This is a genomic window from Bradyrhizobium sp. WBOS07 (genome assembly GCF_024585165.1).
GTDB lineage: Bacteria > Pseudomonadota > Alphaproteobacteria > Rhizobiales > Xanthobacteraceae > Bradyrhizobium > Bradyrhizobium japonicum_B.
This window is the reverse complement of record NZ_CP029008.1, coordinates 2,231,343-2,246,512: the sequence shown is the minus strand read 5'-3', so window position 1 is coordinate 2,246,512 and position 15,170 is coordinate 2,231,343. Positions and strand designations below refer to the sequence as shown.

General features: G+C 64.8%; 12 protein-coding genes. 9 read left to right on the top strand and 3 right to left on the bottom strand.

The annotated features are described in order from the left end of the window. Window positions 1-182: 182 nt before the first annotated feature. The 9 genes from DCM79_RS10560 (at window position 183) to DCM79_RS10520 (ending at window position 9,878) form a co-directional block, all read left to right on the top strand. Window positions 183-1,379, top strand: a complete 1,197-nt coding sequence (locus DCM79_RS10560; protein ID WP_257180732.1) for a D-alanyl-D-alanine carboxypeptidase family protein — start codon at window positions 183-185, stop codon at window positions 1,377-1,379. Window positions 1,380-1,381: 2 nt separating this feature from the next. After that, complete coding sequence (gene tmk / locus DCM79_RS10555; RefSeq protein ID WP_257179786.1) at window positions 1,382-2,068, top strand: dTMP kinase; 687 nt, start codon at window positions 1,382-1,384, stop codon at window positions 2,066-2,068. Next, a complete protein-coding gene (locus tag DCM79_RS10550) occupies window positions 2,065-3,111 on the top strand; it encodes a DNA polymerase III subunit delta' (RefSeq protein ID WP_257179785.1) in 1,047 nt (348 codons plus the stop codon). Before tmk ends, DCM79_RS10550 begins: the two co-directional genes overlap by 4 nt. A gap of 47 nt (window positions 3,112-3,158) precedes the next feature. After that, window positions 3,159-5,186, top strand: a complete 2,028-nt coding sequence (gene metG / locus DCM79_RS10545; protein ID WP_257179784.1) for a methionine--tRNA ligase — start codon at window positions 3,159-3,161, stop codon at window positions 5,184-5,186. Between the two features lie 12 nt (window positions 5,187-5,198). After that, window positions 5,199-5,975 carry a TatD family hydrolase gene (locus DCM79_RS10540; protein WP_257179783.1) on the top strand — a complete coding sequence of 259 codons (777 nt, stop codon included), beginning with the start codon at window positions 5,199-5,201 and terminating at the stop codon, window positions 5,973-5,975. Between the two features lie 13 nt (window positions 5,976-5,988). Then, window positions 5,989-6,786, top strand: coding sequence for an MBL fold metallo-hydrolase (locus DCM79_RS10535; protein WP_257179782.1), 798 nt, complete (start codon window positions 5,989-5,991; stop codon window positions 6,784-6,786). Between the two features lie 168 nt (window positions 6,787-6,954). Continuing rightward, entirely contained in the window at window positions 6,955-7,545 is a 591-nt protein-coding gene (locus tag DCM79_RS10530) for a TRAP transporter small permease (protein ID WP_257179781.1), read from the top strand. Between the two features lie 2 nt (window positions 7,546-7,547). Then, window positions 7,548-8,861 carry a TRAP transporter large permease gene (locus DCM79_RS10525; protein WP_257179780.1) on the top strand — a complete coding sequence of 438 codons (1,314 nt, stop codon included), beginning with the start codon at window positions 7,548-7,550 and terminating at the stop codon, window positions 8,859-8,861. A 39-nt stretch (window positions 8,862-8,900) separates the two neighbouring features. Next, window positions 8,901-9,878 carry a TRAP transporter substrate-binding protein gene (locus tag DCM79_RS10520; protein ID WP_257179779.1) on the top strand — a complete coding sequence of 326 codons (978 nt, stop codon included), beginning with the start codon at window positions 8,901-8,903 and terminating at the stop codon, window positions 9,876-9,878. A 60-nt stretch (window positions 9,879-9,938) separates the two neighbouring features. Here the strand turns inward: DCM79_RS10520 and DCM79_RS10515 are convergent, their stop codons facing one another. The 3 genes from DCM79_RS10515 to DCM79_RS10505 are packed head-to-tail and all read right to left on the bottom strand — an operon-like array spanning window position 9,939 to window position 14,530. Continuing rightward, window positions 9,939-11,588, bottom strand: coding sequence for an acyl-CoA synthetase (locus DCM79_RS10515; protein WP_257179778.1), 1,650 nt, complete (start codon window positions 11,586-11,588; stop codon window positions 9,939-9,941). A gap of 23 nt (window positions 11,589-11,611) precedes the next feature. Further along, window positions 11,612-13,495, bottom strand: coding sequence for a TRAP transporter large permease subunit (locus DCM79_RS10510; protein WP_257179777.1), 1,884 nt, complete (start codon window positions 13,493-13,495; stop codon window positions 11,612-11,614). Window positions 13,496-13,510: 15 nt separating this feature from the next. Next, window positions 13,511-14,530: a TRAP transporter substrate-binding protein gene (locus DCM79_RS10505; RefSeq protein WP_257179776.1), complete on the bottom strand. Its 1,020-nt coding sequence runs from the start codon at window positions 14,528-14,530 to the stop codon at window positions 13,511-13,513. Between the last annotated feature and the right edge of the window lie 640 nt (window positions 14,531-15,170).

The following is a 15,170-nucleotide window of genomic DNA, read 5'->3' as shown; positions in this document are numbered from 1 at the left end:
AGGTGAGGTGCCACGATAGGGGCACGGCGAGAATCGTGCAATCTCTGGGCAAGCGTCCAACGTCGCGTTGTTCGCACCGATTCCAGCTGTTAGAACGCTGCTCTCAGGGCTTGGCCATGGCATGTCGTTTTCTTTCGCACCGTCGCACCCGGTTCACCGCCGGAGCGCTTGCGCGCGGCCTGATGGCGACGATCCTGGTGGCAAGCGTCGGCTGGAGCGGGGCGCTTCTGGCCGCCAACCAGAGCGTCCAGGGCGCCAAGAAGGCCGACGATACCGGCTTCGACGGCGATGCTCCGACCGCGATCCTGATCGAAGCCACGAGCGGCAGCGTGCTGTTCGAGAAGAACGCCGACGAGCTGCGCGCGCCCTCCAGCATGATGAAGCTGATGACGGCGGAGGTCGTCTTCAATGCGGTCAAGAAGGGCGACATCAAGCTGACCGACGAGTACCGGATCAGCGAGAACGCCTGGCGGCGGGGCGGCGCCCCCTCGGGCGGCTCGACCATGTTCGCCGCCATCAACAGCAAGGTCTCCGTCAACGATCTCCTGCACGGCGCGATCATCCAGAGCGGCAATGACGCCTGCATCGCGCTCGCCGAAGCCATGGCCGGCAACGAGAAGATCTTCGCGGCCGACTTCATGACCAAGCGCGCCCGCGAGCTCGGCATGACCAGGTCGACCTTCGGCAATTCCAGCGGGCTGCCCGACCCCGCCAACAAGATGACGGTGCGTGAGCTCAGCATGCTCGCCCGCCACATCATCCTGGACTTTCCGGAGTTCTACAAACTGTTCGGGGAGAAGGAGTTCACCTGGAACAAGATCCGCCAGCCCAACCGCAATCCGCTGCTCAATTCGCTGGAAGGCGCCGACGGTCTCAAGACCGGCTACACCAAGGAAGGCGGCTACGGCATGGTCGGCTCGGCCGTGCAGAACGGCACGCGGCTGATCGTCGTCGTCAACGGACTGGACGACCCCGACGATCGCGCCAGCGAAGCCAAGAAGATGCTGGAATGGGGTTTTCGCAATTTCGAGACCCGCACGCTGATCGCGGCCGACCAGCCCGTCGGCTATGCCAAGGTGTTCGGCGGCGAGAGCCGCTCGGTCAAGCTCGTCGCCAAGACTCCGGTGAAGGTGATGGTGCACAAGAACGGCAGCGACAAGCTGATTGCGCGCGTCGTCTATAGCGGCCCGGTGCGTGCGCCGGTCGAGGCCGGCCAGAAGGTCGGCGTGGTCAGGGTCTGGCGCAGCGGCAACATCGCGGTGGAGACGCCAGTCTATGCGGCTGAAGCGATCGGCACCGGCTCGACCGTGCGGCGCGCGATCGACGGCGCCAGCGAGCTCGTGATCGGCATGTTCCGCGCAGGCGCCGAGAAGCTCTGATCATGAGTGAGAGCCCAGGACAGCGGCCGTCCGGACGCGGACGCTTCATCACCTTTGAAGGCGGCGAGGGCACCGGCAAGTCGACCCAGATCAAGAAGCTGGCCGACCGCCTCAAGGCGGCCAAACTCCGCATCCGCGTCACCCGTGAGCCGGGAGGCTCGCCGGGCGCCGAGATCATGCGTCATCTGGTGCTGTCGGGGATGGGCAGACTGCTCGGTCCGGAGGCGGAGACGCTGCTGTTTGCCGCCGCGCGCGACGATCATGTCCGCACCGTGATCCTGCCTGCGCTCAACCAGGGCGTCTGGGTGCTGTGCGACCGCTTCGCCGATTCGACGCGGGCCTATCAGGGCAGCCTCGGCCGCGTGCCTGAAGGCCTGATCAACGCGATGCAGCGGGTCACGATCGGCGATCTCAAGCCGGATCTCACCATCATCCTCGATTTGCCGGTCGAGATCGGCCTGCAGCGCGCCGCCGCGCGCCGCGGCAATGGCACGCCCGACAGGTTCGAAAGCGAGAAGCTCAGCTTTCACCAGGGCCTGCGCGAGGCCTATCGCAAGATCGCTGCGGACGATCCGGCGCGCTGCGTGCTGATCGACGCCAATTCCGACCCTGACACGGTCGCGGCCCGAATCTGGGCTGCGCTGCGCGATCGTCTCCTTCCCACACCGGCTTCGGTGATTTCAGCATGAGCCCGCGCCAGTCCGAGCGTGAAACCGCCATTCCGCATCCGCGCGAGACATCCAGGCTGTTCGGCCATCGCGAGGCCGAGGCGGCGCTGCTGTCAGCCTATCGCAGCGGGCGGATTCCGCATGCCTGGCTGATCGGTGGGCCGCAGGGCATCGGCAAGGCGACGCTGGCCTATCGCATGGCGCGCTTCGTGCTCGCCCATGGCCAGCCGCTCGCGCCTGCCGTGCAGCACGCCCAGGACCTTGCCGTCGATCCCGATGACGCCGTGGCGCGGCAGGTGGCGGCCGGCTCGCATGGCGGGCTCTTGACGCTGGAGCGCACCGCCAACGATCGCGGCGTGATGCGCACCGTGATCACCGTGGACGAGACACGCGAGACGATCGGCTTCTTCGGCTCGACCGCGGCGGCCGAAGGCTGGCGGGTCTGCATCGTAGACACCGTCGACGAGCTCAATCCGAACGCGGCCAACGCGCTGCTGAAGATTCTCGAAGAGCCGCCGCAGCAATCGCTGTTCCTTCTGGTGAGCCACGCGCCGGCGCGCGTGCTCGCCACCATCCAGTCGCGCTGCCGCAAGCTCCGACTGCGGCCGCTCGCAACGGACGACGTGGTCGGGGCCGCGGCTGCGGCCGCCGAGCTCGATCCAAGCGATCCTGCGCTGCGCGAGGCGGCGGAGGCCTCCGAGGGTAGCGTTGCGCGGGCCCTGACGCTGCTCGGCGGCGACGCGCTGAAGCTTCAGCAGCGCACCGCCGCGCTGCTGGCGCGCCTGCCGCAGGTCGACCCGCGCGAATTGCACACGCTCGGCGATTCCCTCGGCATCAGCGACCGCGTCGCGCTCGCCGCGTTCATCGACGGCATCGATCGTTGGATCGCCGAACGCCTGCATGCGGACGAGGCCAATGCCAACCAGAATTTGCCGCGCCTTGCGCGGCTAGCTGAGGTATGGGAAAAGATCGTCCGCGCCGCGCGCGACACCGAAACCTACAATCTGGAGCGCAAGCCCTTGGTTTTCTCGGTGTTCGGCTGGCTGGCGGACGCAACGCGCTAGGCGCAGATTCGATTCAAAAAATTCGAGAAGCCGTAAAGGAATTCGTCGTGGCAACGCGAGCTAAGAAAACCGCCAAGGGAAAGAAGGCTGCGAAGAAGGCAGCCAAGCGGACTGCCAAGAAAGCCACGAAGAAGGCTGTGAAGCCGCTTACCGGCAAAGCTTCCAAGAAGGTCAAGGCGTCCAAGAAAGCCACCACCACAAGGGGTGGAAAAAAAGGCATAGCGAAGCCGGCAAAGAAGGCTGCGAAGAAGCAAGTCATCGCTAAGAAGGCTTCGAAGAAAGCGGCCGCCAAAAAGCTCGCCAAGACACCTGCGAAGAAATCAGCCAAGAAGGCTGCCGCGCCGGCCGTCGTCGCACCGGCCCCCGTCATCGCTCCGCCGAAGGCTGTCAAGCCCAAGGTCTCCAAGCCCAAGGTTCATAAACCCCAGGCCCCGCCTGCGCCGAAGCCTGCCGCAGCGCCGCAAGCCGCAGCGCCGGCAGCCGCAGCGCCGGCAGCCGCCCCAAAGGCTGCCGCGCCCGTTGCCGCCGCCGCGCGCGACAACGTCTTCTACATCACGACCGCCATCGCCTATCCCAATGGCAGCCCGCATATCGGCCACGCCTATGAGGCGATCGCGACCGACGTGCTGGCGCGCTTTGCGCGGCTCGACGGCAAGGACGTGTTCTTCCTGACCGGGACCGACGAGCACGGCCAGAAAATGGTCCAGACCGCTGCCGGCGAGGGCATGTCCGCAGCGGCCCTCGCAACCCGCAACGCTGGCCGCTTCAAGGAAATGGACGAGCGCCTGAACGTGTCGTTCGACCGCTTCATCCGCACCACGGAGGAGCAGCATCATCGCTCCAGCCAGGAGATCTGGCGGCGCATGGAGGCGAACGGCGACATCTATGCCGACACCTACGCCGGCTGGTACTCGGTGCGCGACGAGGCGTATTACGCCGAGGACGAGACGCGTCTCAACGACGACGGCGTTCGGCTCGGTCCGCAGGGCACGCCGGTCGAATGGGTCGAGGAGAAGAGCTATTTCTTCCGCTTGTCGGCCTACCAGGACAAGCTGCTCAAGCTCTATGCGGATCATCCCGATTTCATCGGGCCGGATTCCCGCAAGAACGAGGTCGTGAGCTTCGTCAAGGGCGGCCTGCGCGATCTCTCGATCTCGCGCACGACGTTCGACTGGGGCGTGAAGGTGCCCGGCGACGAAGAGCACGTGATGTATGTCTGGGTCGACGCGCTGACCAACTACATCACCGGCGTCGGCTTTCCCGACGAGAGCGACAAGAACTGGCGCTACTGGCCGGCCGACGTGCACATCATCGGCAAGGACATCATCCGTTTCCACGCCGTATACTGGCCGGCGTTCCTGCTGTCGGCCGGCATCCCGCTGCCGAAACGGGTCTATGCCCACGGCTTCCTGTTCAACAGGGGCGAGAAGATGTCGAAGTCGGTCGGCAACGTCGTCGATCCCTTCAACCTCGCCGACCAGTACGGCGTCGACCAGATGCGCTATTTCTTCCTGCGCGAGGTGCCGTTCGGACAGGACGGCAACTACAATCACGAAGCCATCGTCGCGCGCATCAACGCGGACCTTGCCAACGATCTCGGCAATTTGGCGCAGCGCTCGTTGTCGATGATCGCCAAGCAACTCGGCGGCGTGCTGCCGGAGCCCGGCGAGTTCAGCGACAACGACAAGGCGATCCTCGCGATGGCCGACGGCATGGTGGCCGCGTCCCGCGAAGCCATGGCGACGCAGCAGATCCATCAATGGCTCAACGCCGTCTGGGCCGTGGTCGCGGAGGCCAACCGCTATTTCGCCGGCGAGGCGCCGTGGGCGCTCGCCAAGACCGATCCGGCCAGACAGAAGACGGTGCTCTACGTCACCGCCGAGGTCGTGCGCCAGATCGCGATTCTGGCTCAGCCCGCGATGCCGGCCGCATCCGGCAAGCTGCTCGACAGCCTCGGAGTCCCGGAGGGGGAGCGCAGCTTCGCCATGCTCGGAGGTGCCAAGCGGATCGCGCCCGGCTCGACGCTTCCGGCTCCGACGCCGGCGTTCCCGCGCTACATCGAGCCGGCGGCCTAGAGGCATTCGCCGATGCTGGTCGACAGCCACTGCCATCTGGATTTTCCGGACTTTGCGGAAGATCTCGACGGCATCGTATCGCGGGCGCGCGCGGCCGGGATCGGGCGCATGGTCACGATCTCGACTCGGGTTCGGAAGCTCAATCAGCTTCTTGCCATCGCCGAACGCTACGACGACGTCTATTGCTCGGTCGGCACCCATCCGCACAACGCGGATGAGGAGGACGGCATTGCATCGGACGAGCTGGTTGCGTTGACGGAGCATCCCAAGGTCGTCGCGCTCGGCGAGGCCGGCCTCGACTATTTCTACGACAACGGCTCGCCGGAGGCGCAGGCGCGGGGCTTTCGCGCCCACATCGCCGCCGCCCGCGCCACCGGCCTGCCGCTGGTGATCCATACCCGCGAAGCCGACGAGGACTGCGCCCGCATCCTGGAAGACGAGGCGGCCAAGGGATCGTTTCGCGCCGTGCTGCATTGCTACACCGGCGGGCGCGAGCTGGCACTGAAGGCGGTGTCGCTCGGGCTCTATATCGGCTTCACGGGCATCCTGACTTTCAAGAAGTCGGAAGCCCTGCGCGCGCTCGCGGCCGAACTGCCCTCCGATCGTATCCTGGTCGAAACCGACTCGCCCTATCTTGCGCCGGGCAAGTTCCGCGGCAAACGCAACGAACCGGCCTATGTGGTGGAGGTGGCAAAAGTGCTGGCCGAGACGCGTGGGGTGCCGTTCGACGAGATCGCGCGCCAGACCAGTGAGAATTTCTTCCGCCTGTTCTCGAAGGTGAAGCCTTGAAACCGGGAGCCGCATGACGCTGACACTGACGATCCTGGGCTGCGGCTCCTCCGCCGGCGTGCCGCGCCCGGCGCTCGGCTGGGGCGCCTGCGATCCCAACAATCCCAAGAACCGCCGCCGCCGCTGCTCGCTGCTGGTCGAACGGAAATCCGAGCACGGCACCACGCGCATCCTGATCGACACGTCGCCGGATTTGCGCGAGCAATTGCTCTCGACCAACGTCGATCACATCGATGCGGTGTTCCTGACGCATGAGCACGCCGACCAGACCCACGGCATGGACGATCTGCGATCGGTCGTGATGCACATGCGCCGCCGCATCCCGACCTATTTCAACCAGTCGACCGCCAAGGACATCCTGTCGCGCTTCTCCTATTGCTTCATCTCGCCGGAGGGCAGCGACTATCCGCCGATCCTGACGCGGCATTCGATCGAAGCCGGCGAAAGCCAGACCATCCTGGGGAAGGGGGGCGCCGTGACGATGACCGCCTTTCTGGTCCAACATGGCAACATTCCCGCGCTGGGCTATCGCATCGGGAATGCAGCCTACACACCCGACCTCAACGACATCCCGCGCGAGAGCTGGGATGCGCTGGAAGATCTCGACCTCTGGATCGTCGACGGCCTGCGCTACACCAACCATGTCAGCCATTTCAGCATCAATGACGCGCTGTCCTGGATCGAGCGGTTCAAGCCAAAGCGCGCTGTCATCACCAACATGACCGCCGATGTCGATTACGAGGTGATCCGGCAATCGCTGCCCGCGGGCGTCGTGCCCGCCTTTGACGGGCTACGGCTGGAGACGCATTGAACCTGCGGTAGAAATTCGCCTGCCGGCAGGCATAGTCCTTGCTTGCGTCGGCTCCATCATGTTGATCTAACGTCTGAAAGACTGGGCGTTGGCCAAGGGCGATATTGAAGCAGGATCGGCGGCGCGCGATATGCGATCGCCGGGCCCGCCGAAACGCCTCGTGTGAGGATGGGATTGGTGGCTGGGGACGACGAAACGGCTGGTGGACCGGTGCGCCGCGCGCTGGATCTTCTTTATCTCGGGGCAGGCTACGCCGCCGGCGTCTTCCTGGTTGCGATCTTTGCCATCATGATGCTGATGTCGGTCGGCCGCCAGTTTGCGATCAACATTCCCGCCGGCGATGACTTCGCGTCGTGGTGCATGGCCGCGATGGCTTTCCTCGGCCTTGCGCATACCTTCAAGCGGGGAGAGATGATCCGCGTCGGCCTGCTGCTGGAGCGGCTGCACGGGCGGACCAAGCAGGTCGCGGAGATCGTGGCGCTGGGTATCGCCACCGTCTTCATTCTCTATTTCACCCGCTATGCCGTGCAGATGACCTACGATTCCTGGCGCTTCAACGACGTGGCGCAGGGCGTGGTCGCGCTTCCGCTCTGGATTCCGCAGCTCGGCTTTGCCGGCGGTCTTGCGATCCTGTCGATCGCGCTCATCGACGAAATGGTCAATGTCGTCGGCGGCGGCCGCCCGAGCTACGAGAAGGGCTCGCCGGACGAGACGCCGGAAGAGTTCGTCGAACGCATCTCGCAGGGCGGCGGAGGTTGACCATGGCCAATCTTGGCATGATCGAGCTCTCTTTCATCCTGCTCGGCGTCATGATCCTGCTGCTGGGAAGCGGCGTCTGGATTGCGGTCTCGCTCGGGCTCGTCGGCTTCGTGGCGATGTCGTTGACCACGAGCCTGCCGCTCGGCGCGGTGCTTGCGACCACCACCTGGAGCGCCAGCTCGTCCTGGACCCTGGCCGCGCTGCCGCTGTTCATCTGGATGGGAGAGATTCTCTTCCGCACCAAACTGTCGGAAGAGATGTTCCGGGGATTGTCGCCCTGGGTGCAATGGCTGCCCGGGCGCCTGACCCACGTCAACGTGATCGGCTGCGGCATCTTCGCGGCGGTCTCGGGTTCTTCGGCGGCGACCTGCGCGACGATCGGCAAGATCGCGCTGCCCGAGCTCGACAAGCGCGGCTACGATAAAGGCTTGAGCCTCGGATCGCTCGCAGGCTCGGGCACGCTCGGCCTCCTGATTCCGCCCTCGATCCCGATGGTGGTCTACGCGGTCACGGCGAATGTCTCCGTGCTGCAGGTGTTCCTCGGCGGCTTCCTGCCGGGCGTGCTGGTGATGGTGCTCTATTCCGGCTACATCATCATCTGGTCGCTGCTCAATCCCAAGAAGGTTCCGCCGCGCGATCCGCCGATGCCATTCCGGCAGAAGCTGCGCGAGTCGGCAAAGCTCGCGCCCTGCCTGCTGCTGATCCTCGCGGTCTTCCTTTCGCTCGTGCTTGGTTTTGCGACCGCGACCGAATGCGCCGCCTGGGGCGTCACCGGGGCATTGCTACTGGCCTGGTGGAGCGGCACGCTCACGCGGAAAAATTTCCTCGAGAGCATCATGAGCGCCACGCGCCTGACCTGCATGATCATGCTGATCCTGGCGGGCGCGGCCTACACCACGGCAGCGATGGCCTATACGGGCATTCCGGCGGCGCTCGCCACTTGGGTGCAGGGGCAACAGCTCACGCCGGGAATGCTCGCGCTTTATCTCAGCATCATGTACATCATCCTGGGATGCCTGATCGACGGCATCTCGATGATCGTTCTGACCGCCGTCATCGTGCTGCCCATGGTCAGGCAGGCCGGCCTCGATCTGGTCTGGTTCGGCGTCTACCTCATCATCCATGTCGAAATGGCGCAGATCACGCCGCCGGTCGGCTTCAATCTGTTCGTGCTCCAGAACATGAGCGGGCGCGACACGTTCACCGTCGCGCGGGCGGCGTTTCCGTTTTTCGTGCTGCTGCTCGCCTCCGTGTTCATCATCACGGAGTATCCACAGATCGTGATGTTCCTGCCCAAGCTCGCCTTTCCAGACTGACCAAGCCACGCGTTCAATTTGACCGGGAGGAGAAGTTCAATGAAGTCTCGTTTCATCGGTGCAGGCCTGATGGCCTGCGCAATTCTGGCGGCAACGCCCGCTTTAGCCCAGACCAAATGGAATCTGCCGGCGGCCTATCCCGCCGACAATCCGCACTCCGAGAATCTCGTCGCCTTCGCCAAGGACGTCGAGGCCGCAACATCAGGCAAGCTGCAGATCACCGTCCATCCCGGCGCCTCGCTGTTCAAGGCACCGGACATCAAGCGCGCGGTGGTGACCGGTCAGGCGCAGATGGGCGAGGTGCTGCTCTCGATCCACGAGAACGAGGATCCCGTGTTCGGCGTCGACGTCGTGCCGTTCCTCGCGACCAGCTTTCCGGACGCGATGAAGCTGTATCAGGCCTCCAAGGCTGCGATCGTCAAGAAGCTCGATGCGCAGGGCCTCAAGCTGCTGTTTGTCGTGCCGTGGGCGCCGCAAGGCGTCTATGTCAACAAGCCGCTCGCGACCATCGAGGATATGAAAGGCCTGAAATGGCGCGCCTATAACGTCGGGACCGCGCGCATCGGCGAGCTGGTCGGCGCGCAGTCTGTCACGATCCAGGCCGCTGAACTGCCGCAGGCGCTGGCGACCGGGGTGGTCAATTCCTTCATGTCGTCGGGCGGCACGGGCTACGACGCGAAGGCCTGGGAGTCGCTCAAATATTTCTACGACGTTCAAGCCTGGATTCCGAAGGACTACACCTTCGTCAACAAGGCCGCGTTCGACGCGCTCGACAAGCCGACCCAGGAGGCCATCCTCAAGGCGGCGGCAACGGCGGAAACCCGTGGCTGGAAGGCCTGGCAGGACAAGAGCACCTGGTACCTCGACCAGCTCAAGGCAAAAGGCATGAATGTCGAGCCGCCGAGCCCGGCGCTCAAATCCGGCTTCCAGAAGATCGGCGAGCAGCTGACGGCCGACTGGCTCAAGAAGGCTGGCGCCGATGGTCAGGCGATCGTCGACGCCTACAAGAAGATGTGAGGTTGAGGCCTTCCGCCCGCCGCCTTCCGGCGTGCGGGCGGAAGCTTATCTGCAATCAGCTCAGGCCGAGATCGCCTTCGCCGATCCGACCTCGTTGCGCAGCAGGAATTTCTGGATCTTGCCGGTGGACGTCTTCGGGATCGGCCCGAACACGACGGCCTTCGGCGTCTTGAAGCCGCTCATGTGCGAGCGGCAGAAGGCGATGATATCGGCTTCGCTGGCGCTGGCGCCGTCCTTCAGCTCGACGAAGGCGCAGGGCACTTCGCCCCACTTGGGATCGGGCTTTGCGACCACGGCGGCGAACAGCACGGCCGGGTGCTTGTAGAGGATGTCCTCGACCTCGACGGAGGAGATGTTCTCGCCGCCGGAGATGATGATGTCCTTGGAGCGATCCTTGATGATGACGTAGCCGTGCTCGTCGAGCACGCCGAGATCGCCGGTGTGAAACCAGCCGCCCTCGAACGCCTCCCTGGTCGCCTTCTCGTTCCTGAGATAGCCCTTCATCACGATGTTGCCGCGGAACATGACCTCGCCGATGGTCTCGCCGTCGCGCGGCACCTCCTGCATGGTCTGCGGATCGATGACGGTGACGCGTTCCTCGAGCGGGTAGGGCACGCCCTGCCGGCGCTTCATGCGCGCGCGCTCGGGCGCTGGGAGTTCGTCCCAGCCGGGCTGCTCGGCGCAGACGGAGGCGGGGCCGTAGACCTCGGTCAGGCCGTAGACATGCGTCAGCTTGATGCCGATGCTTTCGGCGCCTTCGAGCACCGCGACCGGCGGCGCGGCGCCGGCGATCAGGCCGACGACGCGGCGGGCCGCGCTGCCTTTGGGCGCGTCGGGGGCGTTGATCAGCGTGTTGTAGACGATCGGCGCGCCGCACATATGGGTGACGCCGTGCGCCTTGATCAGCTCGAAGATCCTGGTCGGCTCGACCTTGCGCAGGCAGACATTGATGCCGGCGGCCGCCGCGATGGTCCACGGGAAACACCAGCCGTTGCAGTGGAACATCGGCAGCGTCCAGAGATAGACCGGATGCTGGCCGAGATTGCCGGCGAGGATGTTGCTGACGGCATTGAGGTAGGCGCCGCGATGATGGGTGACGACGCCCTTGGGATTACCCGTCGTGCCCGAGGTGTAGCTCAGCGCGATCGCGTCCCATTCGTCGTTTGGCGTGATCGCCGCGAAGTTCGGATCGCCCTCGGCGACGGCCGCCTCATACTCGATCTCGCCGATGCGGCTGCCGCCTTTGAACGATGCGTCGTCGACGTCGACCACGAGCGGCTTGGGGCCCGTCATCTGCGCCAGCGCGTCGGTGATGACGCCCGAGAATTCCGGGTCGACCAGGATGATCTTCGCGCCGCCATGGTCGAGCTGAAACGCGATCGACGGCGCGTCGAGACGGATGTTCAGCGCGTTGAGCACGGCGCCGGTCATGGGCACGGCGAAATGCGCCTCGTTCATCGCCGGGATGTTCGGCAACATCGCAGCGACGGTGTCGCCGACGCCGATCCCCTTGCGCGCGAGCCAGGACGCAAAGCGCCGGCAGCGCTCATGGGTCTCAGCCCACGTGAAGCTGCGGCCCTCATAGACCGTGCTGACATGATCGGGATAGACGGCGGCGCTGCGCGCGAGAAAGCTCAGCGGGCTCAGCGGCACGTAATTGGCGGGCGTCTTGTCGAGACCGACATTGTACTGGTTCCGCCGCTCGCTCATCGACACCCTCCTTAAACTGCGCCTCAAAGGAATCCGATCGAGATCCAGGGGAAGATCGCGACGATGATCAATCCCGCCAGCAACGCCAGCAGATAGCCCCAGATCGGCCGGATACCTTCGGCCGGATCGACGCGTCCGATGGCGCAGGCGGCATAATAGCCGACGCCGAAGGGCGGGGCGAATAGCCCGATGCCCATGGCGAGAATGATCACCATGGCGTAGTGCACCTCGTGCACGCCGACGGCCCGGGCGATCGGAAACAGCAGCGGCCCAAACAGCACGATCGCCGGAATGCCTTCCAGCACGCTGCCCAGGATGACGAAAGCCAGGATCGAAACGGCGATGAAGGTCGCAGCGCCCCCGGGCAATCCGGTCATGGCGGCCGCCAGCGAGCGCGAGAAGCCGGATTGCGTCAGGCCCCAGGCCATGCCGGTCGCCGTGCCGATGATCAGCAGGATCGCGCCCGACAGCGCCGCGGTCTCGACCAGCATCGGGAACAGCCGCCGCCAGTCGAAGCGGCGGTAGACGAGCAGGCCGACCAGCGCGCCATAGACGATGCCGATGGTGGAAACCTCGGTCGCGGTCGCGATGCCCTCGACCACAGCATAGCGGATCACGAAGGGCAGTGCGAGCGCGGGCAGGGCGACGACGAAGGTCCTGCCGATCTCGGATGCGGTGGCGCGCCGGACGTGGCTCATGTCCTCGTGGCGGTAGCGCCACCACACCAGCATGCAGAGCGTGATCGCGAGCACGACGCCGGGCAACAGGCCGCCGGTGAACAGCGCCGCGATCGAAACGCCGGTGACCGAGCCGATCGTGATCAGCACGAGGCTCGGCGGGATGGTCTCGGTCTGGGCGCCCGTGGCCGCCAGCAGCGCGACGAGGTCGCCGGGCTTGGCGCCGCGCTCTTTCATCTCAGGAAACAGCACGGGCGCGACGGCCGCCATGTCGGCGGCCTTGGCGCCTGAGATGCCGGAGACCAGGTACATGGCGCCAACCAGGACGTAGTGCAGGCCGCCCCTGACATGGCCGAGCAGGCTGGCCAGGAACGCCACCATGGCCCGCGCCATGCCGGTCATCTCGATCAGGACGCCCAGGAACACGAACAGCGGCACCGAGAGCAGGATGAGGTGGCTCATGCCCTCGTCCATCCGCCCGACCAGGACCATCACCGGGGTCCGCGTCGCCAGCGCCAGATAGCCGAAGATCGCCAGGCCAAAGCCGAACGCAATGGGAACGCCGGCAAAGACGCAGAAACCCGCGACGCCGACAAAGAAAATGACGAGGTTGAGATTGCCGAGCGAGCGCAGCAGCGGCTCCGCCAGCCAGAACAGCCCGACCAGGACGGCAACCGACAGCATCGCGGCCACGACCATCCGGTAGTCGGCCGCGCGCAGCAGCCGCAGCAAGGCGAAGGCCGCCATCAGGCCGATGCCGGCCGGCAGCGCGGCGGCGCGCCACATATTGGAGATCTGCAGCGCCGGCGTCGTGATGTAGCTTTCTTCATAGGCGTAGTCGCAGGCGGGCCAGACGATCAGGATCAGGAACGCCAGGGCCGCTGAGGTCGCGACCAGATCGAGATAGGCCCGCATGGCCGGCCGCGCACTGGCGACGACCGCGGTCATGCGCATGTGCTCGGAGCGGCGGAACGCAACCGCCGCACCCAGCATGGCGAGCCACAGGAACAGGATCGAGGCGAGCTCGTCCGACCAGATCAGCGGCCGGTGCAGGCCGTAGCGCGCGACCACGCCGGCAAACAGGATCACGATCTCGGCGACGACCAGGATCGCCGCCGGGATTTCGACGGCGAGGCCGAGCAGGCGCTCGAGCGAAGCCAGCAACGATGGTCGGCGAGGGGGCTGAAATGCCGCCTCACCCACCACTGCGATCATCTCGACATGAGCCATGACGGCCCCAACGCGTTACGACAGCTTGCCGACGGCCTTTTCCAGCAGATCCCAGGCCTGATCGCCATACTTGCCCTTCCACTCGGCATAGAAGCCGGCGGTGCGCAGCTTGTCGCGGAACGGCGCCACCGCTGGCTGATTGAAGGTCAGGCCCTTGGCCGCGAGTTCCTGTTGCAGGTTGGCATTGAGCTTGGCGGTATCGGCGCGTTCGTTGACCGCGGCGGCGTTGATGTGCTTGGCGACGATGGTGCGGACATCCTGCGGCAGCTTTTCCCAGGCCCTGCGGTTGGCCAGGAACCAGAAGCCGTCCCACATGTGGTTGGTCAGCGAGCAGTACTTCTGTACCTCGTAGAGCTTGGCGGTCGAGATGATCGCCAGCGGGTTCTCCTGGCCTTCGACGATCTTGGTCTGCAGCGCCGAATAGACCTCGCTGAAATTGATCGAGGCGGGCGCGGCGTCGAACGCCTTGAACATCGAGGTCCACAGCGGCGAGACCGGCACGCGGATCTTGAAGCCCTTGAGGTCATCAGGGCCGGTGATCGGCTTGCTCGACGACGTGGTCTGGCGGAAGCCGTTGTCCCAGATCTTGTCCATGACCTCGAGGCCGGCCTTCTTGATCTCGCCGCGGACGAAGCCGCCGAGGTCGCCGTCCATGGCCTTCCAGACCGTGTCGTAGTCCGGGAACGCGAAGCCGATGCCGTTGATGGACGCGGCCGGCACCAGGGTCGACAGAATCAGGCCCGACAGCGTGAAGAACTCGACGCCGCCGGAGCGGATCTGGCTCAGCATGTCGGTATCCGAGCCAAGCTGGTTGTTCGGGAAGATCTGGAGGTCGAACTTGCCGTTGGTCTCGCGCTTGATCGCCGCGGCCATCTCCTTGGCGCGGACGTTCAGCGGATGGGTGTCGGGCAGGTTATTGGCGTACTTGTAGGTGAACTCGGCGCTCTGGGCGCGGGCCACATGGGGCGCACCGATGCCGCCCAGGACCGCGGTCGCGGCGGAGGCCTTGAGAAGCGTGCGTCGGGAAAAGCTCATGAGTTTGCTTCCTCGGAAGGTTTGTTGTTGTTCTGAGATGCAAACCTATACGGACGGAAGGTCAGAAGGTCATCTGCGATCTCGCGAGGCCTTGCTTATTGCAGCCGGCCAAGGTCACGGCAATATCGGCTTTCGCAGAGATCGAGCCGATGCAAATCTGCAAAACAACCCCATGCACAGTAGCGACCGGGACTCGGGACCGGGCTTCGAGGCCCTGACCGAAAAGCAGATGAAGCGAAGGCGCTATGGCAGGAATGTCGTCTAAATAACTGATCCAATTGTACAAAAAGATATTCCATAATATACCTTATGCGAATTACGGATTGGGCTGTGACCACACGCGGCAGTTCCTGTGTCGCTCGCGTTTGAATTTGTCACTGGGGCCTCTGGTTGATTTTGTCACTCGCCTACTGATGCAATTGGGCTTTCTGGCCGGCGGCGTCTTCACGCTTGTCGCGGCTCGATCGGCCCCTGGTTCTGGAAGACTCAATTCTGTCACTGGCGGTGTTGGCGCTTCGAGATTCAATTTTGGCACTGAGCGATAGCTCGGCCTATCGCAGGATAACTTACACTGCGATAGGCCGAGCCACACCGCGCTCGTCGACGGGATCTACCGGCCGGTCATCGGGACCGGGTTTGG

Excerpts from the sequence above, each read along its gene's own strand:
- DCM79_RS10515 (WP_257179778.1), bottom strand. The coding sequence starts at position 11,588 with ATGAGCGAGCGGCGGAACCAGTACAATGTCGGTCTCGACAAGACGCCC.
- DCM79_RS10560 (WP_257180732.1), top strand. The coding sequence starts at position 183 with ATGGCGACGATCCTGGTGGCAAGCGTCGGCTGGAGCGGGGCGCTTCTG.
- DCM79_RS10525 (WP_257179780.1), top strand. The coding sequence starts at position 7,548 with ATGGCCAATCTTGGCATGATCGAGCTCTCTTTCATCCTGCTCGGCGTC.
- DCM79_RS10540 (WP_257179783.1), top strand. The coding sequence starts at position 5,199 with ATGCTGGTCGACAGCCACTGCCATCTGGATTTTCCGGACTTTGCGGAA.
- DCM79_RS10520 (WP_257179779.1), top strand. The coding sequence starts at position 8,901 with ATGAAGTCTCGTTTCATCGGTGCAGGCCTGATGGCCTGCGCAATTCTG.
- DCM79_RS10510 (WP_257179777.1), bottom strand. The coding sequence starts at position 13,495 with ATGGCTCATGTCGAGATGATCGCAGTGGTGGGTGAGGCGGCATTTCAG.
- DCM79_RS10535 (WP_257179782.1), top strand. The coding sequence starts at position 5,989 with ATGACGCTGACACTGACGATCCTGGGCTGCGGCTCCTCCGCCGGCGTG.
- DCM79_RS10550 (WP_257179785.1), top strand. The coding sequence starts at position 2,065 with ATGAGCCCGCGCCAGTCCGAGCGTGAAACCGCCATTCCGCATCCGCGC.
- DCM79_RS10505 (WP_257179776.1), bottom strand. The coding sequence starts at position 14,530 with ATGAGCTTTTCCCGACGCACGCTTCTCAAGGCCTCCGCCGCGACCGCG.
- DCM79_RS10530 (WP_257179781.1), top strand. The coding sequence starts at position 6,955 with ATGGGATTGGTGGCTGGGGACGACGAAACGGCTGGTGGACCGGTGCGC.
- tmk (WP_257179786.1), top strand. The coding sequence starts at position 1,382 with ATGAGTGAGAGCCCAGGACAGCGGCCGTCCGGACGCGGACGCTTCATC.